Here is a 25,501-nt window from a genome sequence, read left to right as displayed (position 1 = left end):
AGGCTATTTCCCGAGCTGGCTGGCAGCGCGGGCGAGGGCTTCGATTTCGTCCCACTTGCCGGCCTTGACCAGATCGTCGGGCGCAACCCAGGAGCCGCCGACGCAGATGACGTTGGACAGGCTGAGATAGTCGGCGGCGTTCTTGCCGGTGATGCCGCCGGTCGGGCAGAATTTGACATCGGCCAGCGGCGAGGCGAAGGCCTTCAGCGAGGCGATGCCGCCGGACTGCTCGGCCGGGAAGAATTTCAGGAAGCGCAGGCCGGCCTCGCGCGCGGCCATGATCTCGCCGGGCGTGATGGCACCGGGCAGCAGCGGAACCTCGCTGTCSKYSGCSGCSGCCAGAAGCTCGCGGGTGATGCCGGGGCTGACGATGAAGCGCGAGCCGGCGCTGGCTGCTTCGTCGAACTGCTTGGCATCCAGAATGGTGCCGGCGCCGACGATGGCTTCCTCGACTTCGGCCGCCACCCGCCGGATCGCTTCCAGCGCGTCAGCGGTCCGCAGCGTGATCTCGATTGCCGGCAGGCCGCCGCGTGCCAGCGCACGGGCCAATGGCACCGCGTTGGCGACATCGGTGATCTTCAGCACCGGGATGACCGGCTGGCCGTTGAGGAGCGACAGGAGTTTTTCGGTCTTGCTGGGCATCTGTCTCTCCGTATCAAGCTATAGCAGGCGTCATTTCAACCGATTAGCAGACGGGTGTTTGCCTGTCCACGAAACCAGGCGTGTCGCGATGTCACGCGCTGTCGGACAGCTTACGGGCTGTTCGCCGACAAGGTCATGACAGGCACCGAGGCCCGTTTCGCCTTGAAACGGCTTTTACGAGCGTCTAGTTGCTCTGGCAATGACACAGTCCGCTCCATTCCAGCCCGTTCGCGTCGCCGCGCTCTACCGGTTTGCCCGGCTTGACGCCTTCGAGACGCTGCGCGCGCCGCTCGCGGCCTTCTGCTGCGGACGCGGCATCAAGGGCACGCTGCTTCTGGCGCATGAAGGTATCAACGGCACCGTCGCCGGCAGCGAAGCCGCGATCGCCGAGCTCATCTGTTATATCGAAGCCGTCGACGGTCTGGCCGGCCTCGAGGTCAAGTACAGCGCAGCCGCGGACATGCCGTTCCACCGCATGAAGGTGCGGCTGAAACGCGAGATCGTCACCATGGGCGTCGAGGACATTGATCCGGCGACGAGCGCCGGCACCTATGTCGTGCCCGCCGACTGGAACGCGCTGATTTCCGAGCCAGACACGATCGTCATCGACACGCGCAACGCCTACGAGGTGTCGATCGGCACCTTCAAGGGCGCGGTCGATCCGGCGACAGCGAGCTTTCGCGAGTTCCCGGCCTGGGTTGAAGCGCACCGGTCGGACCTCGAAGGCCGCAAGGTGGCGATGTTCTGCACCGGCGGCATACGCTGCGAAAAGGCGACGGCTTACGTCAAGTCGCTCGGCTTCGAGGACGTGTTCCATCTCAAGGGCGGCATCCTCAGATATCTGGAGGAGGTTCCGGCTGAACAGAGCCTGTGGCAAGGCGAGTGCTTCGTCTTCGACGAGCGGGTTTCGGTGTCGCACGGCCTCGCCGAGGGTGACGCGGAACTGTGCCGCGCCTGCCGCCATCCGTTGACGGCAAGCGAGCTGGCGTCGCCGAAATATGCCGCAGGCGTCTCTTGCCCGCATTGTTTCGATGCCCGTACCGACGAGGACCGCCAGCGCTATGCCGAGCGCCAGCGGCAGGTCGAACTCGCTGAGGCGCGGGGCAAGGGGCCGCATATCGGGTCCTGATCCGGGCACCGTGGCCGGGGCAAAGCGGTGGCCTGTCATTGCAATGTCAAGCTTCGGGACCTACGTCTTCGGCGTTCGAAACCTGCCCGTTCGGCCGGGCATATGCTGGAGGCACTGAATGTTCGATCCCAAGAAGCTTCTCGACGATCTGCTCGGCTCGCAAATTCCCGGCACCAGCGGCACCGTCCGCGACAAGGCTGGACAAGCGGTGCAGATGGCCAAGGACAACCCGCTGGCCGCCGGTGCGCTTGCGGCAGTGCTGCTTGGAACAGGTGCCGGCCGCGAAGTGACCGGTGCCGCGGTGAAGCTCGGTGGCCTGGCCGCGATCGGTGGCCTCGCCTACAAGGCCTACCAGAACTACAAGGCCGGCAATGCGCCGGAACAGGCGCCCGCAGCCGGCGAACCGGAATTGCTGCCGCCGCCCAAGGACACCGCCTTCCACCCGTCGCAGGCGCCGCAGGGCGAGGATGAGTTCACGCTGACGCTGGTGCGGGCAATGATCTCGGCGGCCAAGGCCGATGGCCATGTCGACGACGAGGAGCGCAAGAAGATCGCCGGCAAGCTCAGCCTTTCGGGGATCGGCTCCGATGCCGAGAAGTTCCTGATGGCGGAGCTTGAGAGCCCGCTCGATCTCGACACGCTGGTGGCAGGCGCCAAGACCGAGGCGCAGAAGCTCGAGCTCTATACGGCCTCGCGGCTCACCATCGATCCCGACACGCGCGCCGAGCGCGGCTATCTCGACCTGCTCGCCGGCCGGCTTGGCCTGCCGGATGCGCTTGTCGACCATGTCGAGGCGACGGTTTCGGCCGCCAAGGGTCCCTCAGCAAAGACCGGGACTTCGCCCAATCCGCGCTGGTAGGGTCAGATCGGGACAGGCCGCCTTTCCGGCGTTAACCTTTCGTTAACTCAGGAAGCGCATGATTCTAACAGTCGGATCGGCTTTTCCTCCTCCCAAGCCCGGTTCAGATCAGGGCGGTCGCCAATGACCGCCCTTTTTGTCGGTCCTTGTCAGGGCTCCCCAAAAACTGATCGAGCTTTTCGGGATCACGGCCCGACGGCCTGCTTGCCATAGCTACCGTCATTTGCGATGCCTTCTTCCCGAGCCAAATCCCCAGAAATAAGTTAGGCACGCGCGGCGCTGCCGGAGGATAGATATGACCGAGCAAAAAACCGCCATCGTCACCGGCGCCGGCACCGGCATCGGCAAGAGCGTCGCCACGGCGCTGCTCAAGGCCGGCTGGAACACCGTGTTCTGCGGCCGCCGCAAGCAGGTGCTGGATGCCGCGATCGCCGAGGCAGGCCCGACTGAGGCCAAGGCATTGGCGGTTGCCTGTGACATCAGCAAGGCCGGCGAGGTCGACGATCTGTTCGAGACGGTGACGGAAGCGTTCGGCCGCGTCGACCTGCTCTTCAACAATGCCGGCATGGGTTACAAGTCGACACCGATCGACGAGATTCCGGTCGAGGTGTGGAACGATATCGTCGGCGTCAATCTCACCGGTTCGTTCCTGTGCGCCCGCGCCGCCTTCGGCGCCATGCGCAAGCAGCGGCCGATGGGTGGCCGCATCATCAACAACGGTTCGGTGTCGGCCTATGCGCCACGCCCGGGCTCGGTGCCCTATACGGCGACCAAGCATGCCATTACGGGGCTGACCAAGACGCTGGCGCTCGACGGCCGCCCCTATGACATCGCCTGCGGCCAGATCGACATCGGCAAYGCGCTGACCGACATGGCGCAGCCGATGACCGTGGGCGTGCCGCAGGCTAATGGCTCGATCGCCGCCGAAGCGGTGATGGACGTCCAGCGCGTTGCCGACGCCGTCGTCCACATGGCCAGCCTGCCGCTCGACGCCAATGTGCTGTTCATGACCGTGATGGCGACCAAGATGCCGTTCGTGGGACGTGGGTGAGCGGCGGGTTCTGGCGCCGCCAGCTCATTTGCCCGCAAGTGGCACGCCGGGCTTGAACAGCAGAATGGGCCTGATCTCGTAAACGGCGGTCGGATTGACGCGGCGAAGGTCACGGGCGATCGCGATGGCCTCGTCCCGCGTGGCGCAGTCAACGACATAGAGGCCGAGCAACTGTTCCTTGGTCTCGGCGAAAGGACCGTCGATGATCACGCCGTCGCCCGGGCCGCGCAAGGTGATGGCATCCTGTGTCGCCCCCAGACGCGCGGACGGTCCAAGCGTGCCTTCCTCATGAAGCTGGGTGTTGATCTTCAGCAACTCGGCCATCAGAGCCGCATCTTCCTGCGGCGTCAGCGCCTTGATCGCATCTTCCACGTGATAGGCAAGGATTGCATAGAACATCCGACATCACCCTTTCGAAACGTCATTCAAACAGGCCGATCGTAGAAAGTCGGGCGAACGGGAACAAGAGAATATCCCGCTCGATCTCAGCGCGATGGCTTCGTCGCCTGATCGACAAGCCAGTCGACAAACCGTGCGATGACCGGGTTCGCCAGGCCCTCTTCGTGGCATATGCAATAGTAGTTTCGGGCCGCCGGTGTGAACAGGGTGAGCGGCTGGACGAGGCGCCCTTCATCCAGATCGCGAAAAGATATGATGTCGTTGGTCAGGGCAACGCCGTGACCGTCGCGGGCTGCCTGAAGCACCATGGCAAAATTGTCGAAATAGATGTCGGACTGCATGGTGTGCGGCACGCGCGCCTGCATCAGCCATTGCCGCCACTGGCTGCCGTCGTCCTCATGGAGCAGGCGATGATGCAGGACATCGCGCGGTTCGCGGATGCCGTGCGGCCCGCGCAGCAATTGCGGGCTGCAGACTGGCGCCGCGTGCATGTTGTGGAGCAGCTGCCACGAAAATCCGGGCCAGGGCGGACTGCCGTAGACGATGGCGACGTCGACCTTTCGCCAGTCAAGGTCCTCGAATGCCACCGCGGTGAGCATCTGCATGCGAATGTCCTGGTTGGCATCCAGGAACTGAAAGATCCGCGCCGCCAGCCAGGTTGTTCCAAAGACCGAAGGCGCCGATACGCGCAGCTCCGCCCTCGCGGTCGTGGCGTAGGCATTGGCCGAAATGTCGCGGATCGAATCCGCGATCTGATGCATGGCCATGCCGACGCTCTTCTGCAGCGTCGCGCCGCGTTCCGTCAGCACGAGGCGGCGGCCGCTTTTCCGAAACAGGTCGATGCCCAGCGACAGCTGCAAGGCGCGCAGCTGCTGGCTGATGGCGCCCGGCGTCACATGCAACTCGGCGGCCGCGGCAGCGACATTGCCCAGCCGCGAAACGCTTTCGAAGGCTCGCAGCGAATGAAGGGAAGGAACGGCCATTCAGCACCTTAGTTTAGAAAAACTGCTCTTTATTGCCACTAAAGATTTAGCTTGTCTCCAGATAATCGCAACATAAGGTCCCCGGCAGCCGAAAAACGGCATCGCAAAACAAAAAATGGGAAACTGCATATGCTTCACACGCGCATCGCCTTCGCAGCGAAAATCAGCTTTGGTGGACTGGTCGTCATGACCCTCACCGCCGCCGTGCCGGCAGCGCAGGCCGGGGGTCTCGTCCGTGACGGCGTGCTCAATGTCTGCACCGGCGGCGATTTTCCGCCCATGCAATATTATGAGAATCCCGGCGACGAGAAGCTTGTCGGTTTCGAAGTCGATGTCGTGGACGCCATCGCCAAACAATGGGGCGGCACCACAAAATATGTGGTCGGCGACTTCAAGGGGCTCCTGCCATCGCTCGGCGCCGAGCGCTGCGATCTCGTCGCAAGCGGCATCATGGTGACCAAGGAGCGCCTCAAGGCCTATGATGCTGTTCCCTACTTCGTCTCCAACGTGGTGATGGTGACATCGGCCTCGGATTCCGAGACCAAGTCGCCACTCGACCTCAGCGGCAAGGTGCTGGCGATCGAAGCGGGCACCACCTACGAAAAGACAGCGGCGGAGCTGAACGCAGAACTGGCAAATGCCGGCAAGCCGCCGGTGCAGATACAGACCTATCCGTCCGCCTCCGGCGTCATCGAGCAGATCCTGGTCGGCCGGGCCGCGGCGACGATTACCCAGGACACGACGGCGGCATTCCGCATCAAGCAGATGCCTGGCCGGCTGCAGGTCCCCTACAACTATGGCGACGGCGAAACCTATGGGATTTATCTGAGAAAGGGTGGCGACAACCGCGCGGCCTTGGTCAAGGCCATCGAGACCTTGCAAGCCAATGGCGAGATGAAGGCGCTGCTGCAGAAGTGGAACCTTCCCGAGACCGCCACCGACGTCAAGCACGCGACCAATTAAGGGACGTGCGAGGTGTTCGACAGCAAGCTCTTCATGACGGCCCTGTTCGGCTGGCCCCTCGCCAAGGGGGCTTTGCTGACCTTGGTGCTTTCGGTCCTTGTGATGACCGTTGCCCTGGCGATATCGCTGGCAACGGCGGCACTTGCGACGTCGAAGCGGCGCTGGATCCGCCTGTCGATCGCCGCCTTTGTCTGGCTCTTTCGCGGTGCGCCGGCACTGCTCGTGCTTTTGTTCATCTGGAATGGGCTGCCGCAGATCTCGGCGGTGTTCCGGTCGGACTGGTTCAGCCCGTTCGTGGCGGCGTTTCTCGCCCTGACCCTGATCCAGATCGCCTACCTGACCGAGATCCTGCGCAGTTCCTATGCATCGATCGGCAAGGGGCAGTCCGAGGGTGCGGCGGCCCTTGGCCTGCATCGGGGCCAGATATTCTTCCTGATCATCCTGCCCCAGGCGCTTCGCGTCGCGCTGCCAGCGCTGGTCAACGAGTTCATTTCGTTGCTGAAGGCAACGTCGCTGGCGACGGTCATTTCCTTGAAGGAACTCATGACAGTTACCCAGTTTGCCATCGCCACCAGCTTTCGTTTCCTGGAATGGTATGGCGCGGCGCTGATCTACTACATGTCGATGGTTTCAGTGCTGACCGTCGTCCAGATCAAGCTCGAGCGCTTGCTTGCGCGAGGCCATCGTTGATGTCGGCGATCGCGCCAACCCAGGCTTCCGACTGGTTTTCCCACGAAGTCGTGGGGCGGGACATCACGCGGATATGGGAGCAGCACGTCCATCCCTATTTCAGAAGCAATATCTTTCATGTTGGCGGGCGCGATGTCGATCTAGTCATCGATGCCGGCATGGGCCTCGTGCCTCTCAGGCCGGGGCTGAGCCTGCCCCGGTCCAAGCCGGTCCTGGCCGTCGCGACGCACATCCATGTCGATCATGTCGGCGGTTTGAGCGAGTTCGCGACCAGAGCCGGCCACCGCCAGGAGGCTGCTTTTTTCGAAGACATGGCGGATGAACATACGTTGGCGCATCTCTTTCGTGCGCAACCGGAAGCCGTCGACTGCTTGCCGAACGGGGCATGGTCATCGCAGCGTTTCCAAGTCAGGCCGGCGCCGCTGACCCGCATTCTGGACGAGGGCGACTGGATCGAAACCGGCGACAAGTCGCTTCAGGTTCTGCATCTGCCGGGTCATTCGCCGGGATCGATCGGGCTTCTCGATGAAAAAAGTGGCGACTTCTTTGCCGGCGATGCGATCTATCGCGGCCGGCTGATCGACGATCTTCCGGGTTCGGACGTGCAGGCCTACCGGAAGACGATGCAGCGGCTTTTGCAGGTCGAGTTCAGCCGCGCCTATTGCGGGCACGGCGAGCCGATCGACCAGAACGAGCTTCGGTCGATCGCAAGAGCCTATCTCGACAGCACTAGCTGAACATTACTTCGCCAGGAACGCCCCGATCCGTTCCAGCGCGCGCAAAATGTTCTCTTCGGAATTGGCGTAGGAGAGCCTGATGTAGCCTTCGCCGAGAATGCCGAAATCGGGGCCACCGATCAGCGCCACGCCTGCCTCSTCRAGCAGCGCSGAGGCRAGYTTCTTGGCCTTCCAGCCRGTCTTSGACACRTTGGGGAARGCRTAGAAYGCGCCYTTSGGCGTGATGCAGGARATGTTGGGCAGAGCGTTCAGCCCCTCCACCACGATCTTCCGGCGGTTGTCGAAGGCGCGCATCATGGTGTCGACGTCGTCCTGCGGGCCGTCGATGGCCGCGATGCCGGCGAACTGGCTCGGCGCGTTGACGCAGGACCAGCAATTGACCGCCAGCTTGCGCACCTTGTCATAGAGATGTGCGCCCTTGTCGCCGTTCGGCCAGATCGACCAGCCCATGCGCCAGCCGGTCATCGCCCAGGTCTTGGACCAGCCATTGAGCACGATCAGCCGGTCGCGGATTTCGGGGTAGGCGAGCAGCGAGCAATGCGTCTCGCCGTCATAGGTCATGACGTCGTAGATTTCGTCGGAGAGGATCGCGACATCGGGGTGCTTCTCCAGGCCCTTGACCAGCTTCTCGATTTCAGCGCGCGGCGTGACGCCGCCGGTCGGATTGGCCGGCGAGTTGAGGATCAGCAGCCTGGTCTTCGAGGTGATCAGCGCCAGCGTCTCCTCGGCCGAGAAGGCAAAGCCGTTCTCCTCGCGCATTGGCACGGGTATCGGTGCGGCACCAGTGAACTCGATCATCGAGCGATAGATGGGAAAGCCGGGATCGGGATAGAGGATCTCGGCACCGGGTTCGCCGAACATCAGGATGGCGGCGAACATGGTCGGCTTGCCACCGGGCAGGATCATCACCGTCTCGGGCGAGACCTCGACCCCGGTGGTGGTCAGCGTGCGGCGCACCACCGCCTCGCGCGTCGCCAGCAGCCCGTTGGCCGGCGTGTAGCCATGGTGGCCGTCACGCAGCGCCTTGATCGCCGCCTCGACGATGTGCTGCGGCGTCTTGAAGTCGGGCTGACCGATGCCGAGATTGACGATGTCGCGGCCTTGGCTCGCCAATGCGGTCGCCCGCGCCAGCACCGCGAAGGCATTTTCCTCGCCGAGACGGTCGAAGGCCGAAATCGTGTGGAGCATTTTTCCCGTCCGTGTGGTTCTTGCTGTTGGGTTGCGTTTTTGTGAGCTTCACCAGGCAAAAGTCAAACGGATTGGAGTTTTGGGTGTCGGAAAATCTCGCGAATTGGCAGCCACGCCCGCGTCCGGAACGGAAAGTTCTGGAGGGGCGCACTGTCCGTCTTGAGCCGTTGAGCGCTGAAAAGCATGGTGACGGCCTGTACGAGGCCTCGGCTGTCGCCGATGGCGACACGCGGTTTCGCTGGCTCTTCGACACCGTGCCCGAGAACCGTGCCGCCTTGCAGCCATGGCTGGAGAAATCGGCCGCGAGCGAAGACCCGCTGTTCTTTGCCGTCATCGACAAAGCCAGCGGCAAGATCGCCGGGCGCCAGACGTTGATGCGTATCGATCCAGCCTATGGCGTCATCGAGATCGGCAACATCTATTGGGGGCCGCTGATCTCGCGCAAACCTGCGGCGACGGAAGCGCAGTTCCTGTTCATGAAATACATTTTCGACGAGCTCGGCTACCGCCGCTACGAATGGAAATGCAACAACCGCAACGAGCCGTCGAAGCGGGCCGCCGAACGGTTCGGTTTCAAGTTCGAGGGCATTTTCCGCCAGCACCTCATCGTCAAGGGTGAAAACCGCGACACTGCGTGGTATTCGATCATCGACAAGGAATGGCCGGCCTTGCGCAAGGCCTATGAGGCGTGGCTCGATCCGGCCAATTTCGATGGCGACGGCCAGCAGAAGCGACGTCTCGAGGATTGTCGCGCGGAATTTGGCGCCTGAGCTTCGGCGCATAACGGGAATTTGCCATTGGCACACAGCCACGACCATAGCGGGCATGACCACGGCGGCGCCGGCCATGTGCATGGCTCGACCGACAAGAAGCGCGTGCTGATCGCGGCCTGCCTGACGGCGGGCTTCATGGTGGCGGAAGCGCTTGGCGGTCTCTTCACCGGGTCGCTGGCGCTGCTGGCGGACGCCGGCCACATGCTTGCCGACGCTATCGCCCTCGGCCTTGCCTGGTATGCCTTCCATCTTGCGGGACGGCCGGCGACCGGCCAGCTCACCTATGGCTTCGGCCGGGTCAAGACACTGGTCGCCTATACCAACGGCATCGCCATCTTCGTTATCGCGCTGTGGATCGGCTACGAGGCGTGGGACCGCCTGCTCACACCAGCACCGGTGCTGGGTGGGCCGATGCTGGTGGTGGCGATCCTCGGCCTGCTGGTCAATCTCGGCTCCTTCTTCGTGCTGCATGGCGGCGACCGTGAAAGCCTCAACATGCGCGGCGCCATCCTGCATGTGCTGGGCGATCTGCTCGGCTCTGCGGCGGCGATCGTGGCGGCACTGGTAATCCTTGCCACCGGCTGGACGCCGATCGACCCGATCCTGTCGGTGCTGGTCTCGCTGCTGATCCTGTCCACGGCCTGGTMGCTGATGCGCGCCGCGGCCCATGTTCTGCTCGAGGGCGTGCCGCCAAGTCTCGACCGCGACCTGGTTGCCAAGGACCTGGAAACGACGATCCCGGGCGTGCGCGAAGTGCACCACATGCATGTCTGGTCGCTCGATGGGTCAAGCAACATGGCGACGCTGCATGCCTGCCTCGACGAGGGCGTCGATGCGTATCAGGCGGTCAGCGCCATCAAGAAGCGGCTTGCCAGCGAGCACGGCATCAGCCATGCCACCGTGGAACCGGAATTCGGCCAATGCGCCGATGACGGCGACGACCACGACCACGAGCATGAGCATGAGCACGATGCGGCTGCGCATCACGGCCACCATCACTAGGCCCGATTGATGACCATTGATCGGACCTGCCTCAGGAGTTCTCCAGCTTTGAAACCCAGCCCGACGAACGACCGCCGCTCCGGTGCGGCATGATGGACCGYGACACGCGCAATGCGSYGATCGCGGCGGYSTGGATCATGCTGCTGTTCGGCATTGCGGCGTTCTACCTGCCGACGGTGATGCTGGCACTCGGCAGTTTTTCGACCGTGCTGGCGGGTATCTTCGGCATTGTCTTCGTGCTGGCGTTTTTCCTCGTGTTCTGGCTGCGCGCGCGCACCCAGCGCAAAAATCAGGGCAAGTAAGGGAATTTTGACATGCGCATTCTGATCACCGGCGCCGCGGGCATGGTCGGCCGCAAGCTCATCGCCAGGCTGGCAAAGGACGGCAAGCTGCGCGGTAAGAAGATCACCGCGCTCGATTTGCACGACATCGTGCCGCCACAGGCCCCGGCCATGGATGGGGTCAGCATCAACACCAATACCGGCGACCTCGCCACGGCGGGCGCCGCCGAAAGCCTGGTCGCGTCGCGCCCCGACGTCGTCTTCCATCTTGCCGGCATCGTGTCGGGCGAGGCGGAAGCCAATTTCGATCTCGGCTACCGCGTCAATCTCGACGGTACGMGSGCCCTRTTCGATGCCATCCGGCTAGCGSGCTTTGCGCCGCGCGTCGTCTTCACCTCGTCGATCGCGGTGTTCGGCGCACCGTTCCCGGATGTCATCCCTGATGAATTCCATCCGACGCCGCTGACCTCCTACGGTACGCAGAAACAGATGAGCGAAGCGCTGCTCGCCGACTATTCCAGGCGCGGCTTCTTCGACGGCATCGGCATCCGGCTGCCGACGATCTGCGTGCGGCCCGGCAAGCCGAACAAGGCGGCCTCCGGCTTCTTCTCCGGCATCATCCGCGAGCCGTTGAGCGGCCATGAGGCGATCCTGCCGGTGCCGCGCTCGGTCGTGCACACCCATGCCAGCCCGCGCTCGGCGGTGAATTTCCTCATCCATGCAGCCGGGATCGACGGCGCTGCCGTCGGGCCGCGCCGCAATCTGACGATGCCCGGCGTCGCCGTCACCGTTGGTGAGCAGATCGAGGCGCTGGAGCGCATCGCCGGGCCGAAGACGGTAAGCCTGATCCGCGAGGAGCCGGACGAGACGATCTGGGCGATCGTCAAGGGCTGGCCGACCCGCTTCGAGGCGAGACGGTCACGGGAACTCGGCTTCAGCGCCGAGAAGAGCTTTGATGAGATCATCCGCGCCCATATCGAGGATGAGCTGGGCGGCAAGGTGTATTGATATTCAGGTGATGCCGGCCTGCGAAYGGCYGATACCTGCGCTTCCGGTGCTCACGTACGAACAGTACGCTCCGCTCCGGTTCTCGGTATCAACCCTTCTCGGCACGGCCTGACCTGAATCTCAACACACCTTCGGGTGCTGCGTATGGTCAAACGCTGCCCGTCAGGCTGGCCGACAACAGCAGCAATCCGAACAGGAAGACGAAGGCGGCGCCGCCGATCTCGACGATCGAATGGATGCGGTTGCCCATGCGGCCGTCGCCGGCGAAATACACCGCCCAGTTCTTGGCCGTCACGGCGAGCGTTGCCAGTGCCGAGACGGTGATGGCGGTTCCCAGCGACATCGCCAGCACCGACAGCAGGCCGCCGAGCCAGAGCCCGTTGAGGAGGGCGAAGCTCAGCACGATCAGCGCGCCGGAGCAGGGGCGGATGCCGACGGCGGCCACCGCCGACCAGGCGGTGCGCCAGTCGAAGCGATCGCCCGACAGCAGCGCCGGATCCGGCGCATGCGAGTGGCCACAGGTTTCGCAGACTTCGTCCGCCGCATGGTCGTGATGCGAATGGTCATGATGCGCATGATCATGTGCACTATGATCATGATCGTGCACGCCGTGGTCGTGGTGATCGTGCGAATGCTCATGCACATGGTCGTGGTCGTCATGCACTTGCAGCGCATGCGAATGAGCATCTGCCGAATGGCTGTGCGCGGCATGCGAATGGCCGGCGTGGGAATGACCCGCGTGAGAATGCCCGGCGTGAGAGTGGCCGGCGTGAGAGTGGCCACCATGCGAATGTCCGGCATGGGCCGCCGACAGGCTGTAGGCCGGTGCCTTGCCGAACAGGCGCAGGACGGAAGGGCCGAGCTTGCGCCATAGCAGCCAGGCGCCGAACAGGGTGACGAGGGCAAAGCTCATGATCTCCATGAACCAGGCCGCGTCGGTCATCGAGATGGTGGTGCCGCGCAGGACGAAATAGGCGAGCAGCATGACCRCGATCGCSGTCAGRCCCTGCARMAGSGCSGAGACGAAGGACARCAKRAYRCCGCGCCGCAGCGCCACTTCRTTGGCCACCATGTAGGACGAGATCACCGCCTTGCCGTGGCCGGGGCCGGCGGCGTGGAAAATGCCATAGGCGAAGGACAGACCGATGAGGATCCAGATCTTGCTGTTGTCCTGGCGCATCGCCTTCATGGCTGTCGCCAGCGCGCGATAGAATTCCTGTTGCCTGAGATTGATCCACATCAGGATGTGGGCGAACGGACCGGTGGTCGGCGCCATGCCGTCATTGACGCCGATGCCGAGCGAGGACTGGGCATGGGCGGCATTGGCGAAATGCATCGCGGCAACGGTGAGGGCCAACAGGCCGAGTGCCAAACGCAGGGACGGTTTCGTCACCGGCTTCATCCTTCTGGCTGACAGGTCAGTTCGAGTTTGGTGGCAAAGATCTTGCTCATGTCGGTGCCTGTCGGGTCGTTGAAGAAGGCGTCCGTCAAGGTCTTCTGGTTTTCCTTGATGGCTTCATCGGGGTCCGGACGGATCACCTTGCTGGTGCARTTCGASGGCAGGCCTTCAACCGTGATGTTGGAATCCTCGGTGAAGTCGATCGCCGTGTAGAAGGTCGGATCGTAGACGCCGATATCGATCGTGCCGGTCAGCTTGATCGGCACTTTGGGTTCGGACTCGAACAGGATGATCAACTGGTCGTTGTCGAAATTGGCCATCAGATGCGGTGGAGGCGTCATCGCCACATCCTTGCCGTTTTGCGTGACGAGCTGGAAATAGTTGAACTCGGCCAGCGAGGCATGAACGGTGTCGGCGACATCCTTCAGCTCCTTGTCGTCAAGCTTCAGGTCGGAGTTCTTGTCGAACTCCATCATCACCGTACTCGAAAACAGATCGTCGAAGCGCCAGAGATGGCGCAGCGCTTTCACACTTTGGTGATCCGGGGAGAGGATCACGTCGAGGCGGGCCTCGGCGAAAACGTGCGGATGCACATAAGCCGGCCCCGTGGCGGCAAAGGTCGCCGCCAAGGCCGAAGCCAGTATGATTGCGTGCCGTTTGAGGTGCATTCCCGGTCGCGATTCCCTTGGCTTTGGCGAGAAACCGAAGGTTACCAGAAAGGGGGCGAAAATGGGACCGCCAGTGCGTGTCACCCAAAAGTGTGCAGCGGTTTTGGGGGAATGACACGCATAAGGCTCAAAGCGTGTCACCCAAAAGTGTGCAGCGGTTTTGGGACTACGACAGGCACGCAACAAGAGCCCGGGGCAGGTCAAACGACCTCACGAGTCCTGAACCACTGCACCAGGAAGTCGACGAAAACGCGGACCTTGGCCGGCAGATAGCGGCGGTGCGGGTAGACGGCGAAAATGCCGCCGCCGGACAGGATGCGGTCGTCGAGCGCCGTCACCAACTGGCCGCTCTTGAGATCGGGGGCGGCGATGAAATCCGGCAGGATGCAAAACCCAAGCCCGGACAGGGCCGCGGCCCGCGCCGCCATCGGGCTGTTGACCTCGATCGGGCCCGACACGGCGACGCTCAGTTGATCGTTGTTGTCGCCTTTGAACGCCCAGTTGTTCAGCCCGCGGCCATTGGTGTCGACGATGCAAGGCATGTGGCCGAGATCCTGCGGCCGCGTCGGCATGCCGTGCTTGGCGATCAGCTCGGGCGAGGCGCAGAGCTTTATGGAGAATGGCGCCAGCCGCCTGGCGATCAACGACGAATTCTCCAGGCGCGAGATGCGCACCGCGAGGTCGAAGCCTTCCTCGACCAGGTCGACGAAGCGGTCATCGAGCTGGATGTCGAGCACGATGTCGGGGTGCTGCTTGGCGAAGTCGATCAGCGACTGGCCGATCGGCGCGTCGGCGAAAGTGCGCGGCGCCGACAGCTTGATCCTGCCGCGCACGTCGCCGGAGGATTCACGCACGGCGTCGGCCAGGCTGTCGACCTCGCGCACGATCTCCGAGGCTCGCCGGTAATAGGTGTGGCCGGCCTCGGTCATCGAGAACTGGCGTGTGGTGCGGTTTAGCAGCAGGGCGCCGAGTTCGTCCTCCAGCTCGCGCACATAYTTKGACAGCAGCGCCTTGGAGCGRCCGATCTTGCGCGCCGCSGCYGAAAARCCYTCGGCCTCGACGACGTCGATGAAGGCGCGCATGCGGGTCAGTGTGTCCATGGCTCAGGCCCTTTGTGCTGCGTCGAGAAGTTTTCGGCCGAGCCGTATCAGGGCAATGTCGCTACCGGAAGGGCCTAACAACGACAGGCCGAACGGAGCGCCGGCGACGGAACCGATGGGCAAGGTGATTTGCGGAAAGCCCGACAGGCCGGCTAGGCACAGCAAATGCAGCGCCCGCTCGCGATAGGCCTGGAACTGTTCCGGCGTCGAGTCGACATAGGGGGCGGGGCCCGGCACCGTTGGCAGGACAAGGAAGCCGTCCTTGCCGAGCAGGGCGCTCAGTTCGCCGCGGAAGGTCAGCCGGCGCACCTTCTCGGCCTGGGCCGTCCGGTCATCGACGGCACGGCCAAAGCCGAAACGCTCCTCGACGCCGGGGCCCAGGTCGCGCTCGCCGCTGGTGATCCAGTCGCCATGCACGCCCCAGGCTTCCCTGGCCTGCAGCCGGCGGAAGCACCAGTAGAGTTCATCGGGGGTAGAGCTGAAATGCATCACCGGCGTTGCCGGCGCGCCGAAAACCGCGCTCGCCAGTCCCTTCATCCCGGCATATTCGGCAAGCGCCGGGCGGGCGACCATCTCGTCCAGCCAGGTGAGCGACAGCGGCCGGTCCAGGATATGCTGATGCGGATCGCGGCCAAGCAGCAGCTTGCCGACCGTCTCGTAGGTCTCGATGTCGTCGGCGAACCAGCCGAACGTGTCGAAGCTTGGCGCAAGCTTCATCGTGCCATCGAGCGCAATGCGGCCCTGCGTGGTGCGCAGCCCGATCAGTCCGCAAAAGCTCGCCGGGGCGCGGATCGAGCCGCCAGTGTCGGAGCCGGTGGCGATGTCGGCCAGCCTGCCCGCCACCGCCGAAGCCGATCCGGACGACGAGCCGCCGGTGACACGGTCGGGGGCGGCCGGGTTCACCGGAAACGGAAAATGCGCGTTCTGGCCGAACAGCGCGAAGGCAAGCTCGTCGGTCTGCGTCTTGCCGACGAAGCGTGCGCCGGCATCGAGAATCGTCTGCACGGCGGGCGCCGTGCGCGAGGCGGCATGGCTTTCGGCGAATTTCCTGGAATTGCCGCAACCCGTGCGGTAGCCGGCAACGTCGTAAATGTCCTTGACCGCCAGCCGCAGGCCGGCAAGCGGGCCGAGTTCGGCATGGGCCACCGGCATCTGGCGGAGATCGAGGAAGGCGTTGTAGGGGCCGTGCGTGCCTGTCATCGTTCGATATCCGTATACGGTTGCGCCAACATTGTTCGATGCCAGAAATTTTACAACCTTGGATACGATTTTTATTGATTGTGACGGCAACCAGCCATATATCGCGCTTGCCCAAAGTCGCACGTGCCTGTGGGTGTCCGCCGATCCTCGAATGGTGAGGGAAATCGGTAAGGTAACTGGAGCCAACCCCTCCAGTCGGTCTAGCGGCCAACCGCCAGCCCGAGGACACCTTGAAGCAACGACGGTGCGGGCCTTTCTGGTTCTCTTCCGGTTGTCCAAAGACCGGGGTTACTAAAGAGGCACACCTTCATTGCCGGCAGTGCGGAACGGGGTTCTCCCAATCCAAGCCAAGGCAGACAAAGCGAACCGAAGCCGGGCAAGGCCAAGGTTCATCGCCGCGAGACGGCGTTTCATGGTTCCGGGGTCTCCACCGGCTGGGTCCATGAATTTCCGTCCCGCCTTTGTTTGACCGCGTGTTCGCGAGGCCGAAGGCCCGCGTCCGCACCCTTGTGCGCGCCGAAAGGCGTGTTTGGAGATATCCTATGGCCACCCAGCGCATCCTCGACTTCCTCGCCACCCGACGTCCGTCCGGCCCCTGCCTTGTCGTCGACCTCGATGTCGTGCGCGACAATTTCCGCGCCTTCGAGAAGGCGCTGCCCGATTCCAAGATCTACTATGCGGTGAAAGCAAACCCGGCGCCGGAAATCCTGCGCCTGCTTGCTGCGATGGGCTCGTCCTTCGACACCGCTTCCGTTGCCGAAGTCGAGATGGCGATGGACGCGGGTGCGCCCGCGGACCGCATCTCCTTCGGCAACACCATCAAGAAGGAGCGTGATATCGCACGCGCCTACCAGCTCGGCATCCGGCTGTTTGCCGTCGATTGCGTCGAGGAAGTCGACAAGATCGCCCGCGTCGCTCCCGGCGCGCGYGTGTTCTGCCGCGTGCTGACCGATGGCGAGGGCGCCGAATGGCCGCTGTCGCGCAAGTTCGGCTGCGTGCCTGCGATGGCCGTCGACGTGCTGCGCCATGCCAAGGGCCTCGGCCTCGACGCCTATGGCGTGTCGTTCCATGTCGGCTCGCAGCAGACCGACCTGACCGCCTGGGACCGTGCGCTGGCCGACGCCAAGAAGGTGTTCGCCACGCTCGCCGAGGAAGGCATTGTGCTGAAGATGGTCAATATGGGTGGCGGTTTCCCGACGCGATATTTGCGTGACGTGCCGGCGGCGCAGGCCTATGGCCAGGCGATCTTCTCGGCGCTGCGCAAGCATTTCGGCAATGCCATTCCGGAAACCATCATCGAGCCGGGCCGTGGCATGGTCGGCAATGCCGGTGTCATCAAGTCGGAAGTCGTGCTGATCTCGAAGAAGGCCGCCAACGACAATGTGCGCTGGGTGTTCCTCGACATCGGCAAATTCGGCGGCTTGGCAGAGACGATGGACGAGGCGATCCGCTATCCCCTGGTCACCCGCCATGACGGCTCGGAGACCGCGCCTTGCGTGCTCGCCGGCCCGACCTGCGATTCGGCCGACGTGATGTACGAGAAGACACCGTACCCGCTGCCTCTGTCGCTGACCATCGGCGACGAGGTGCTGATCGAAGGCACCGGCGCCTACACGACCACCTACTCGGCGGTCGCGTTCAACGGCTTCGAGCCTCTCCGATCCTACGTGATCTGACGGTTCTTTATTTGGTACATTTTCGGACACCACTTCGCCCGAAAATGCGCTGAGAGAGCCGATCAGATCATCCGGCGCGGGCGCTTGTCGTCCGCCCGGCTTCGCTTGTGGAACAGATCTCCGCTCGCCAGGGATTGCGGAAATGGAAATGTCAGTTGAAATCGTAGCTCATGCGCCGGCCTTCTCCATGGTCGCCGAAACCGTCGCCGACATAGCTGCGCGCGAAGCCTTGCTTGATCGTGCCATGGGCCCGATGCGGCGAAAAAAATCGTCCGAGAAGCTGCGGCGGGGCCGCCGGCCGTCGGAAGGCCTGGCCTTCGTCGCGCGCGATGCGTCGGGCGGCGTCGCCGGCACGGTGCGGCTATGGGATGTCAGGCTGGGCGAGGACGGTCCGGCAGCGCTGCTGCTTGGCCCGCTCGCCGTCGATCCGKCGCTSAARRAYGCCGGCATCGGCTCGGCGCTGATGCGCCATGCCGTTGCCGAGGCGGCGCGTCTCGGCCACGCGGCCATCCTGCTGGTCGGCGATGCGCCCTACTACGGACGCTTCGGCTTCTCGGCCGACAAGACGGGCCGGCTGGCGATGCCTGGCCCCTATGAGCGGCACCGACTGCTGGCGCTGGAACTGGTGGACGGCGCGCTTGATGGCGTGCACGGCACGCTGAAGGCGTCCGGCCGCAAGCTGTCAGTTCCAGCCGAAGTGCAACGCGCTGGCTGAAACCAGCGCGGCATACTCGGCCGCAACGGCATCCAGGCCGGTCACGGCCGGGGAACCGGCACCTCCGAGGCGAGCCAAGTAGTCCTCGCCTTTGGGGGCCTTGTCCCAGTCGTTGCCGATGAAGCGGGCCGCTGCCGTTCCGGAGTCCGATACTTGCGGCGCCGGCGGCCCGAACGTGGCTGCGGTGCGCTTCAGCCCATCCAGAAATGCTGCATTGTCGAGGCCGCTATAGGGCTTGCCGTTGCCGTCCACGACATTGAGGAATATCTGCTCGTCGCCAAAGGCGGTGTAACCGCCGCCCAGGCCCTTTTCCACGGCATCGGCTTTTTCGAAGAAGCGCTGCGCCACAGTGGCATCGAGCGTATCCTTGGGGAAGCGGACGGTGACGAAGCCGGTGCTGCCGCTGCTGTCGTCCAGCCGAGAGACAAGCACGCTGTGCTGGTGGAAAATGTAGCCGAAGGCGGCGGCCAGTCGATCGGCGGTCGCGTCGTCGAGCGTTGCCTCGGTCTGCAGCGAGGCGTTGGTCTTGAGGAGGTAGCCGCCCGGTGTGACTTCCGTCTCGAGCACCGCAGGATCGACGCCTATGCTGGCGACAATTTTTGGCACGATTTTCTCAAGCACCTGCGCCGAAAAGGCGGCCCGTTCAGCGTAGCCGGCCGTCTTCAGTTTTGGCAGGTCGAAGCCCAGGGAAGGTGTGGCTTCGTAGGAAATCAGGACATGTTCGTCGGCGGCGGCCGCCGCTGTCACCGAAACCACGGCAGCGATGAGCACCGCGCGCGCCACTGCTCGAACACTATGGATATTCATTATCGACCTCGCTGCTTTGCCGCCCTTATGGAGCCGAGGTCAGACTAAATGGATGATTTCACAATCAAAGGTATGAGCAGCTTGCGGTTCCCTGCCGCGTGAAGGTTTCGTGCCAAGATTGCCGAAGCCTGTGGAACGAATGTGCCGTCTTGAAAACGGTGTCCCGACAAGGGCCAAAGCACGTCCAGATGGATCATGTGGCGCGCTTCGGCCTTGTCTTAATGCATGTCTGCGCAAGCCACCGTATGGCTTGCGACATCCATGCCGTCAGCCGATCAACTGGCTGAGCGCCATGGCCACGGTCATGTCGCCTTCGACTTTGATCTTGCCGGTCATGAACGCCATGGTCGGGTTCAGGTCGCCAGCGATCAGCGAATCGAGATCGTCGAGCGAGAGCTTGATGGTGCAATCGGTGGGGGCATCGGTGTTCGAGACGGTTGCGCCGTCGATGACGATTACGCCGTCGCTACCGGTGTCGAACTTCACGGAACGATCGAACCCGCTGCTGGCCACGCGCGACTTGATCTTCTCGGCAATCTCCTGAACGCTCACGCTGTTCTCCTGTCTGGTTGCATTTGTCGCGACGGTGCTCCGGTCCGACCGAAACCCATGCTGCCTCTTCGGCGATTATGATCGCTGCCGCATATAGCTTCGGGTTGACGTTTACGTCAACGCGAATCCTCGGGGCTGGATCCTATCGCCGCACCGGGCAAGCTGGTGGGGCATCAGTGGTCAGTGGGCCGGCGGCGCCTCTGCTTCGACCGGCTTGGCGGTATCGGACGCCGTGGTGTCGGAATCCTGCCGGCGGCGCAGCCAGTTGTCGCGGATCTCGTCCTTGCCCAGGAAGTTGACCTGATCGATCAGAACCTCATGCACCAGGGTTGCGCCGACGCGGGTATTGATGGCGTCCCGGATCGCGGTGCGGAAGGCATCAAGGTCGATCGTCGCCTTCTTGGTGAAGTCGATCTGGGGATTGGAGTAGAGGTAGCTGTAGACCTGGTCGGTGATCAGCGCCTCGGCCGGGATCGACAGTTTCTTTATCTGCTCCGGCTCGACGGTGTAGACCAGCTTGGCCAGGAAATAGCCGCCGATCTTGGAGTCGCGGATCAGCGGCACCGAAATGACGTCGGTCTTGACGTAATCCAGCCCGCCCAGCATCGGTTTGGGTTTTTCGCCGACGCCCTTTTCACCGGCGGCCTGGAACGAATAGAACACCGCGCCGAGCGTGGCGGCGCAGACCCAGATCGCGATGGCGATGACCTTGATCATTCAGAGCCCGAGCCCGACTTCATCGCGCTCTAGCCTTTCATCCGGCCGAATTCGCCGGCSGARTAGGTGCCRTCGGYTTCGGCGCGCTGGATGGCACTGCGCAGCAGGCTGGCGACCTCGTTGACGGCGCTCAGATGCGCCAGGATCGCCGCCTCGTTCTTCGCCAGTTTCTGGCGCAGCCGGGTCAGGCCTTCGCGGTGCTGTTCGAGGAACTCGGCTTCGCTGCCGCCCTTCATGGCGCGGGTCAGTTCGTAGAGATAGCGGCTCTTGCGGGCGTTCGACGCCTTGAGGTCATAGCTGGTATCGCTGCGGATGCCGGCGGTCTCTTCCTCGACCACCTCCTCGATGCGGCCGATGATGGCGGCAAGGTTCCCGGGCCGTGCGAACGGTATCGGAGCTTCCGACGCGGTGGTGCGCGCCGGCAGGTTGGCGGTGAATTCGGAAGAGTCGGTCATGGTGTTTCCCAGCCTAGATCTTGATATCTGTTTTTATGGTTGTCTCGTCGCCGGTCATCGACCTGGCGGCCTTGCGCTGCAATTCCTGGACGAGCGAGGTGGACAGACGGGTTTGCTGATCGATCTCGGTCTTTTCCGGTCCGTTTGAGACCGGGCCGATCGGCACCTTGCGCTTGCCGTCCATATAGTGGTCGGCGAGCAGCGACTTGGCGATGCCGATGCCGCCGCGCTCGGCCATGACGTCGGCGACGCGCTCGGCCAGCTGCGATTTCCACATGTCGCCGGCGAGGCCCTTGCCATAGACGCCCTCGGTGTCCTTGGGCAGCATGTTCTGGATGAAGGTCTGCAAGACCATCGCCTCGAACTTCTTGAATTTCTTGGCCGGATCGGCTGTCGCCGCCGCCTTGTCGGCCGTGGCGCGCGACAGGATCGAGCCGGCATCGACGGATGCCGCGGTGTCGACCGAGAACGTGCCAGCGGCGCCGCCCGCACGCTTGGTCAGCGCGGCGCGGGCAGCCTCGATATCCATTGGATCGGCAGCTCGGGCGACATCCATAACGATGTCGCTGGGTGGTGAAATCGCCAAGAAAGTCCGCCTTTTGCCGGTTTTTCTTAGCTGGACCATGCCTTAACAAGCTTGTGGCAGGCTTGCGGGGGAGGAGAGGTGGGATCGGATATCCGCTTCGGGCTGCAAGCGGATTGCTGACCCGATATGCGGCTTAGCAGACGTCAGATCAAGCTTCTGATTCAAATTAGCTAAAAACGCTCCCACCAGAGGCGAGGGCATATCAAAATCGCGTTGATGCCGGGGCGCCGATGAATTCGCGGCAGAACATGCCGTCCGAGGTGGCTTCCGCCGCTTCATTGAACGAGATTTCAAGTTGGCAGCCAGGTGTCCATTGCTTGCTCTCCTCCGCTATCCCTCTCAGGGTGGCATACACCTCCCTCACGTCCAGGTTGGTTTCTTCAAAGAGAATAAGGATGGCGACATGCACTAAAAGGGGGTTTGTGAGTGAATCAACTATATTTGAACTTTCAACAATCCTCCTCGTGCGAGCCAAAGCACTTATTTCATGGATTCTTTCAGAATGCCGATGCAGGATTCGGCTTAAGACAGACGGGCAAACTTCTCGACGCATCAACAGCAATGCATCTGCTCCTAGCAGTGCGGCGTCGCGCTGCTTCTGCGGAAGCAAGTCAGACGAATTTACGGCTTGAAGAAACCCAAGACTCATCTCGAATGGGACATCTTCCGGTCTCTCACTGTGTGAGCACGCTTCAATGAGTGCACCAATCGAGCCTAGCAAGTCAGTTATTGGCGCACCGATCGCCAAGGGCGATCGCAGGAGGCGGATTGTATAGAGAATTTGTGCAGTCCTTGGCCAGACTTGATRAGCCCCCTCCAGCGCCGGGCCAAGTGCGGGATCGGCGGCCACGATTGTCGTAAACTCCGCACAGATACCGCCCGTTACCATGGCCTGCGCCTCTGGAGAGACAGCTCCGAGCTTGAGCACAGCCGCGAGTGCCATGCATTTCTCGTCATCGGACGCAGAGCCGAGATGCTCTTGGATCGACTGGACCAAGGGTGCAGGACTCGACCGATGCTTCCAAGTCTGTTCAGCGCGTGCAATCAAGTCGAGAACCCATGGCTCCGGCTCCGCGGCATGGTGATTTTCCAAGGCTGACACCGGCAACTCCTTCACCAAATGCGAAGCTGCCAATAGAGCCAACTCGTGTTTCGACCACTTGTTGCGTTCATCCGTCATCGGCTATCTCGCCACTGCGATTTTGCGATCTGCGGGGTCCGGATGCTCAATTTGAAGCCACTCCGCGTCCTCTGGCGTGCCGTAGTCCAGCCGAACGAGCTTCTTGACACTTAATAAGCTCGACCGACTTGAGAGCGGCAGGACCATGCGTGCATCCTTATCGAGCGCGACCGATGGGAAATGCGCCACGATCTCAGCGGAGGTTCCTGCTTCGTCGACCACCAGGCAAAGTGGAGGAAGAAGCAACGACCGATCTGCGATGAGCTCTAGCTCCCGCGTCTTGCTGTGCGGGGCATTGCCTTGCACCCGGTAACGCAAATGTCGACGCATTTGCTCCTGTAACGCGATCGGCTCTGCGGCATGCACCAGCAAGTCACGAATCTTGAAAGCTGGAAAAACCAGTGCCGTCATCATTCGGCCGGAGAAGGGGAGAAGTGCCCCGCCTTCAGACTCGAATGCTGCGCGGCTCACAACGTGACGAGTTATCGTTTTCTGTCGATCGCTTGCGTCGACGGCCCTGTCACCAAGCATAATCACCGCATGTGTTACGCAGGCATCTTCCCATTGCCAAGTAAGACAAGTCTTCTGGAAGGAGTGCGCTTTCACAGCGTCTCTGGCCAGAGGCTGAAAGCGCGATTTAGAATCGAGGTGACGCTGCAATGAGCCCTGGATAGCGCCTGCGTTGGCGTTGAAATCCGCAGCGCCCTCCAGGCGGGCGTCCCCCCAGAGTTTTGCAACCGTGCCATCATCATTCTCGCGCAAGGCATTGCAGAGAAGCGTCCATCTGGCCCTGAGCGCGACGGCTTCCTTCAGCGTTGTCGTGGCGGCGAGTTGAGGGTCATCTTGGCCGTATGTATGGTCCCAGTCGTTGGCAAGGGCGAAAAGCTCATGGCCTCGTGCCATATCGCACGCTTCCAGCTTTCTGCGGAATGCGGCGCGCGCGCGCAAGTGGTCCAGCAGCAAGCTTAGTGAGCGTCCTTTGAGCCCAGACAACGGTGCCTTCGAAAATATTGGATGAGCTTCGACTGCTGGCGCGATCATTTCAACAGCACTCTGTTCATCGCTCGGGGCCGCCGCCAGTTGTAACACAACTCGCTCTGCCGTCTCTACTACCGTGGCTGCCTCCACAGCCGTCCGAGCGTACTCGCTGGTTTGTTCGAATGTTTCAAGACAGCCATCCGTCCCCCAAGCACGCGCCGCCTCTTCCGGTTTCTCTTCAGCTAGAGCTTTCATGAAAGCGCGAGCCCGCATCAGCCGGTCTCGCGCAGCCTCCACCCTTGGCCGCAATCGGACTTGGGCACCGCCCCAGGGAGCCAGCAGTTCATGGCTGTCGGCCCAAATTTTGAGAATCGCGGATTCGGCTTCGTGCGTGCGCATCGGGTCCGAATCGGCAGTGGCGATGGCGGCCTCTATCTCTGCGCCGACAGTTATTCGACGTGAAGCCAGGGCAACTCGCTCCTGAATTGTCGAACCGTTGATCGGCGTGTTTGCGGCCGCCGGATGTGCAAGGTTCCCGCTGGTCCACAGGTGCACCAGATCCGCCTCGGTTTTCGCCGGGTCGGCAGCGGCAGAAGAAAAGGCTTCCACGTAAGAAAGAAGTGCGGCAGCTCGCTTTATGGCTGAGTCGAGATCAGGAGCCACCGTAAGTGTAGGACCGTCATAGCCGCGGTAAGTCAGCCCAAGGTCCAACAGCCGCTCCTCTCCACCCTCAACTAGCTTGCGGATGTCGGCGAACATCCCCGCTGCGGTATTCAACGTCGCAATCCGTCCAAAAAGCGCTGAAAGCGCGGGGATTTCGCCATGTTTCGTTATGTGGCTCTTGACCCGGGTGGATGCGGCCTTGAGGGCGGCTTCGGTGTATGGGTGACCTGGCGGTACGATCGTATTGAGCGTTTCGGACAGGTGCTTCAACTCCTGTCGGCGGCTCACAAATTGTTCGTAGATGGCGTTGGGGGTGCGTCTGTCTTCGTTTGCCAGCGGCTCTCTCGCTAGGCCGGAGGTGGCCAGATCGGGGGCGGCCTCCCAAATGGCGCAAACCACGTCCGGATCCGCGCCAGGCCGATCGGCGGTCGCAACGAAGCTTGCAATCTTATCTGCAAGTTCGCGAACTTCGCGGTAGTGCGTTTCGCGCGCGCGAAACTCCGCAAGCTCGTTAAGGCGGCTCCAATGGCTAGCAAGCGCAAGTGCCGTCGCCCTCAACTGGCCGTGTCCCTCGGCCTTGGTAAGCGCCTGCATCGCTTCTGTGCGCGCCCACGCATCACGCAGACGGTCCTTATAGCGCGGGAAGGTGGATGGGGAGCTGGCTAGCACCTGCGCATAGGTACGCACGGCTGCAAGCAAGGCCTCTTCGCCCTTTGCGCCATAGAGTGCATTTTTTGGCCTCGCACTCTGGACCGCTTTTTCGACATCGTCGATAGCTAGTGCCAGTTGCCGCAAACGCAGAAGCGGCTGGGCTGTCGCTTGGTTTTTTTCTGCCAGAGAGAGCAGCTCTTGCGGCACGGATCGCAATGCCGCCAGGTTCTCGATATCATGTTCTGGAGCTCGGCAAATAGCTTCTTTGAACCGCGTAAATTGAGTCAAAATTTTAGCATTTTTATTTATCGCAGCGCGCGCCTTCGTGGCGCGAATATCCGTCTTAAGCTGGGGGTTTTTTTCAATAATACTTGCAGCCGCTGTCAAATCGCCGTTTTGGATGTGCAGATCAAGACGACGGAGGACGTTTGAAAACGAGGAACTCGACA

Annotated in this window: 27 protein-coding genes; 12 read left to right on the top strand and 15 right to left on the bottom strand. The window is 62.5% G+C overall.

Going from position 1 to position 25,501, the window contains the following annotated elements:
• Positions 1 to 3: 3 nt before the first annotated feature.
• The gene (locus AC1DX0_RS08330) at positions 4 to 642 is read right to left on the bottom strand and encodes a 2-dehydro-3-deoxy-phosphogluconate aldolase (protein ID WP_477354995.1); all 639 of its coding nucleotides are present in this window, start codon (positions 640 to 642) and stop codon (positions 4 to 6) included.
• A 199-nt stretch (positions 643 to 841) separates the two neighbouring features.
• On the opposite strand from AC1DX0_RS08330, the gene trhO reads away from it, so the two are divergent.
• The 3 genes from trhO (at position 842) to AC1DX0_RS08315 (ending at position 3,681) form a co-directional block, all read left to right on the top strand.
• On the top strand, positions 842 to 1,771 hold the full coding sequence (trhO, locus tag AC1DX0_RS08325; protein WP_477220005.1) for an oxygen-dependent tRNA uridine(34) hydroxylase TrhO: 930 nt from the start codon (positions 842 to 844) through the stop codon (positions 1,769 to 1,771).
• Positions 1,772 to 1,889: 118 nt separating this feature from the next.
• Positions 1,890 to 2,630 (top strand): tellurite resistance TerB family protein, encoded by a 741-nt coding sequence (locus AC1DX0_RS08320; protein ID WP_477220004.1) that lies wholly within the window; start codon positions 1,890 to 1,892, stop codon positions 2,628 to 2,630.
• Positions 2,631 to 2,925: 295 nt separating this feature from the next.
• Positions 2,926 to 3,681, top strand: a complete 756-nt coding sequence (locus tag AC1DX0_RS08315; RefSeq protein ID WP_477220003.1) for an SDR family oxidoreductase — start codon at positions 2,926 to 2,928, stop codon at positions 3,679 to 3,681.
• Between the two features lie 24 nt (positions 3,682 to 3,705).
• On the opposite strand, the gene AC1DX0_RS08310 is transcribed toward AC1DX0_RS08315, so the two are convergent.
• On the bottom strand, positions 3,706 to 4,080 hold the full coding sequence (locus AC1DX0_RS08310) for a YciI family protein (protein ID WP_477220002.1): 375 nt from the start codon (positions 4,078 to 4,080) through the stop codon (positions 3,706 to 3,708).
• A gap of 86 nt (positions 4,081 to 4,166) precedes the next feature.
• The gene (locus AC1DX0_RS08305; protein ID WP_477220001.1) at positions 4,167 to 5,063 is read right to left on the bottom strand and encodes a LysR substrate-binding domain-containing protein; all 897 of its coding nucleotides are present in this window, start codon (positions 5,061 to 5,063) and stop codon (positions 4,167 to 4,169) included.
• A gap of 129 nt (positions 5,064 to 5,192) precedes the next feature.
• Here AC1DX0_RS08305 and AC1DX0_RS08300 point away from each other — a divergent pair, with 129 nt between their 5' ends.
• The 3 genes from AC1DX0_RS08300 to AC1DX0_RS08290 are packed head-to-tail and all read left to right on the top strand — an operon-like array spanning position 5,193 to position 7,453.
• Entirely contained in the window at positions 5,193 to 6,026 is an 834-nt protein-coding gene (locus AC1DX0_RS08300) for an ABC transporter substrate-binding protein (RefSeq protein ID WP_477220000.1), read from the top strand.
• Positions 6,027 to 6,038: 12 nt separating this feature from the next.
• Positions 6,039 to 6,716 carry an amino acid ABC transporter permease gene (locus AC1DX0_RS08295; protein ID WP_477219999.1) on the top strand — a complete coding sequence of 226 codons (678 nt, stop codon included), beginning with the start codon at positions 6,039 to 6,041 and terminating at the stop codon, positions 6,714 to 6,716.
• Positions 6,716 to 7,453, top strand: a complete 738-nt coding sequence (locus tag AC1DX0_RS08290; protein ID WP_477219998.1) for an MBL fold metallo-hydrolase — start codon at positions 6,716 to 6,718, stop codon at positions 7,451 to 7,453. The genes AC1DX0_RS08295 and AC1DX0_RS08290 overlap by 1 nt, the downstream gene beginning before the upstream one ends.
• 3 nt (positions 7,454 to 7,456) lie before the next feature.
• Here AC1DX0_RS08290 and AC1DX0_RS08285 read toward each other — a convergent pair whose 3' ends face one another.
• Positions 7,457 to 8,641, bottom strand: a complete 1,185-nt coding sequence (locus AC1DX0_RS08285) for a pyridoxal phosphate-dependent aminotransferase (protein ID WP_477354992.1) — start codon at positions 8,639 to 8,641, stop codon at positions 7,457 to 7,459.
• Positions 8,642 to 8,724: 83 nt separating this feature from the next.
• Here AC1DX0_RS08285 and AC1DX0_RS08280 point away from each other — a divergent pair, with 83 nt between their 5' ends.
• From AC1DX0_RS08280 to denD, 4 genes are all read left to right on the top strand, one after another.
• The gene (locus tag AC1DX0_RS08280) at positions 8,725 to 9,411 is read left to right on the top strand and encodes a GNAT family N-acetyltransferase (RefSeq protein ID WP_477219997.1); all 687 of its coding nucleotides are present in this window, start codon (positions 8,725 to 8,727) and stop codon (positions 9,409 to 9,411) included.
• 27 nt (positions 9,412 to 9,438) lie between these two features.
• Complete coding sequence (locus AC1DX0_RS08275; protein WP_477354989.1) at positions 9,439 to 10,416, top strand: cation diffusion facilitator family transporter; 978 nt, start codon at positions 9,439 to 9,441, stop codon at positions 10,414 to 10,416.
• 89 nt (positions 10,417 to 10,505) lie between these two features.
• Complete coding sequence (locus AC1DX0_RS08270) at positions 10,506 to 10,718, top strand: hypothetical protein (RefSeq protein ID WP_477354986.1); 213 nt, start codon at positions 10,506 to 10,508, stop codon at positions 10,716 to 10,718.
• 12 nt (positions 10,719 to 10,730) lie between these two features.
• Positions 10,731 to 11,705, top strand: a complete 975-nt coding sequence (gene denD / locus AC1DX0_RS08265) for a D-erythronate dehydrogenase (RefSeq protein WP_477354983.1) — start codon at positions 10,731 to 10,733, stop codon at positions 11,703 to 11,705.
• A 148-nt stretch (positions 11,706 to 11,853) separates the two neighbouring features.
• On the opposite strand, the gene AC1DX0_RS08260 is transcribed toward denD, so the two are convergent.
• From AC1DX0_RS08260 to AC1DX0_RS08245, 4 genes are all read right to left on the bottom strand, one after another.
• Entirely contained in the window at positions 11,854 to 13,107 is a 1,254-nt protein-coding gene (locus tag AC1DX0_RS08260; protein WP_477354980.1) for a nickel/cobalt transporter, read from the bottom strand.
• A complete protein-coding gene (locus AC1DX0_RS08255; protein WP_477219993.1) occupies positions 13,104 to 13,772 on the bottom strand; it encodes a DUF1007 family protein in 669 nt (222 codons plus the stop codon). The genes AC1DX0_RS08260 and AC1DX0_RS08255 overlap by 4 nt, the downstream gene beginning before the upstream one ends.
• A 200-nt stretch (positions 13,773 to 13,972) precedes the next feature.
• The gene (locus AC1DX0_RS08250) at positions 13,973 to 14,872 is read right to left on the bottom strand and encodes a LysR family transcriptional regulator (protein ID WP_477219992.1); all 900 of its coding nucleotides are present in this window, start codon (positions 14,870 to 14,872) and stop codon (positions 13,973 to 13,975) included.
• Between the two features lie 3 nt (positions 14,873 to 14,875).
• Positions 14,876 to 16,072 (bottom strand): amidase, encoded by a 1,197-nt coding sequence (locus tag AC1DX0_RS08245; protein WP_477219991.1) that lies wholly within the window; start codon positions 16,070 to 16,072, stop codon positions 14,876 to 14,878.
• 542 nt (positions 16,073 to 16,614) lie between these two features.
• Here AC1DX0_RS08245 and odc2 point away from each other — a divergent pair.
• Entirely contained in the window at positions 16,615 to 17,748 is a 1,134-nt protein-coding gene (gene odc2 / locus AC1DX0_RS08240; RefSeq protein ID WP_477219990.1) for an ornithine/lysine decarboxylase, read from the top strand.
• 142 nt (positions 17,749 to 17,890) lie between these two features.
• Positions 17,891 to 18,463, top strand: coding sequence for a GNAT family N-acetyltransferase (locus tag AC1DX0_RS08235; RefSeq protein ID WP_477354978.1), 573 nt, complete (start codon positions 17,891 to 17,893; stop codon positions 18,461 to 18,463).
• On the opposite strand, the gene AC1DX0_RS08230 is transcribed toward AC1DX0_RS08235, so the two are convergent.
• The 7 genes from AC1DX0_RS08230 to AC1DX0_RS08200 all read right to left on the bottom strand — a co-directional run.
• Entirely contained in the window at positions 18,431 to 19,270 is an 840-nt protein-coding gene (locus tag AC1DX0_RS08230) for a hypothetical protein (RefSeq protein WP_477219988.1), read from the bottom strand. The two genes, AC1DX0_RS08235 and AC1DX0_RS08230, sit on opposite strands and share 33 nt — an antisense overlap.
• Before the next feature lie 267 nt (positions 19,271 to 19,537).
• Positions 19,538 to 19,822, bottom strand: a complete 285-nt coding sequence (locus tag AC1DX0_RS08225; protein ID WP_013529756.1) for an SCP2 sterol-binding domain-containing protein — start codon at positions 19,820 to 19,822, stop codon at positions 19,538 to 19,540.
• A 180-nt stretch (positions 19,823 to 20,002) separates the two neighbouring features.
• The gene (locus AC1DX0_RS08220) at positions 20,003 to 20,539 is read right to left on the bottom strand and encodes a hypothetical protein (RefSeq protein ID WP_477219987.1); all 537 of its coding nucleotides are present in this window, start codon (positions 20,537 to 20,539) and stop codon (positions 20,003 to 20,005) included.
• A gap of 29 nt (positions 20,540 to 20,568) precedes the next feature.
• On the bottom strand, positions 20,569 to 20,994 hold the full coding sequence (locus AC1DX0_RS08215) for a hypothetical protein (RefSeq protein WP_477354975.1): 426 nt from the start codon (positions 20,992 to 20,994) through the stop codon (positions 20,569 to 20,571).
• Positions 20,995 to 21,007: 13 nt separating this feature from the next.
• Positions 21,008 to 21,619 carry a rod-binding protein gene (locus AC1DX0_RS08210; protein WP_477219986.1) on the bottom strand — a complete coding sequence of 204 codons (612 nt, stop codon included), beginning with the start codon at positions 21,617 to 21,619 and terminating at the stop codon, positions 21,008 to 21,010.
• Between the two features lie 163 nt (positions 21,620 to 21,782).
• Complete coding sequence (locus AC1DX0_RS08205; RefSeq protein WP_477354972.1) at positions 21,783 to 22,760, bottom strand: hypothetical protein; 978 nt, start codon at positions 22,758 to 22,760, stop codon at positions 21,783 to 21,785.
• 3 nt (positions 22,761 to 22,763) lie between these two features.
• A partial coding sequence (locus tag AC1DX0_RS08200) for a hypothetical protein (protein WP_477354969.1) occupies positions 22,764 to 25,501 on the bottom strand: 2,738 nt, incomplete at its 5' end.

The organism is Mesorhizobium sp. P3_A9, from assembly GCF_056402975.1.
Note: the sequence above shows the minus strand (reverse complement) of the source record. Positions and strands in the feature narration are given on the sequence as shown.

What these genes read in the sequence shown, in the direction of transcription:
- trhO (WP_477220005.1), top strand. Translation starts at nt 842, where the DNA reads ATGACACAGTCCGCTCCATTCCAGCCCGTTCGCGTCGCCGCGCTCTAC.
- AC1DX0_RS08320 (WP_477220004.1), top strand. Translation starts at nt 1,890, where the DNA reads ATGTTCGATCCCAAGAAGCTTCTCGACGATCTGCTCGGCTCGCAAATT.
- AC1DX0_RS08310 (WP_477220002.1), bottom strand. Translation starts at nt 4,080, where the DNA reads ATGTTCTATGCAATCCTTGCCTATCACGTGGAAGATGCGATCAAGGCG.
- AC1DX0_RS08305 (WP_477220001.1), bottom strand. Translation starts at nt 5,063, where the DNA reads ATGGCCGTTCCTTCCCTTCATTCGCTGCGAGCCTTCGAAAGCGTTTCG.
- AC1DX0_RS08300 (WP_477220000.1), top strand. Translation starts at nt 5,193, where the DNA reads ATGCTTCACACGCGCATCGCCTTCGCAGCGAAAATCAGCTTTGGTGGA.
- AC1DX0_RS08290 (WP_477219998.1), top strand. Translation starts at nt 6,716, where the DNA reads ATGTCGGCGATCGCGCCAACCCAGGCTTCCGACTGGTTTTCCCACGAA.
- AC1DX0_RS08245 (WP_477219991.1), bottom strand. Translation starts at nt 16,072, where the DNA reads ATGACAGGCACGCACGGCCCCTACAACGCCTTCCTCGATCTCCGCCAG.
- AC1DX0_RS08230 (WP_477219988.1), bottom strand. Translation starts at nt 19,270, where the DNA reads ATGAATATCCATAGTGTTCGAGCAGTGGCGCGCGCGGTGCTCATCGCT.
- AC1DX0_RS08220 (WP_477219987.1), bottom strand. Translation starts at nt 20,539, where the DNA reads ATGATCAAGGTCATCGCCATCGCGATCTGGGTCTGCGCCGCCACGCTC.
- AC1DX0_RS08210 (WP_477219986.1), bottom strand. Translation starts at nt 21,619, where the DNA reads ATGGTCCAGCTAAGAAAAACCGGCAAAAGGCGGACTTTCTTGGCGATT.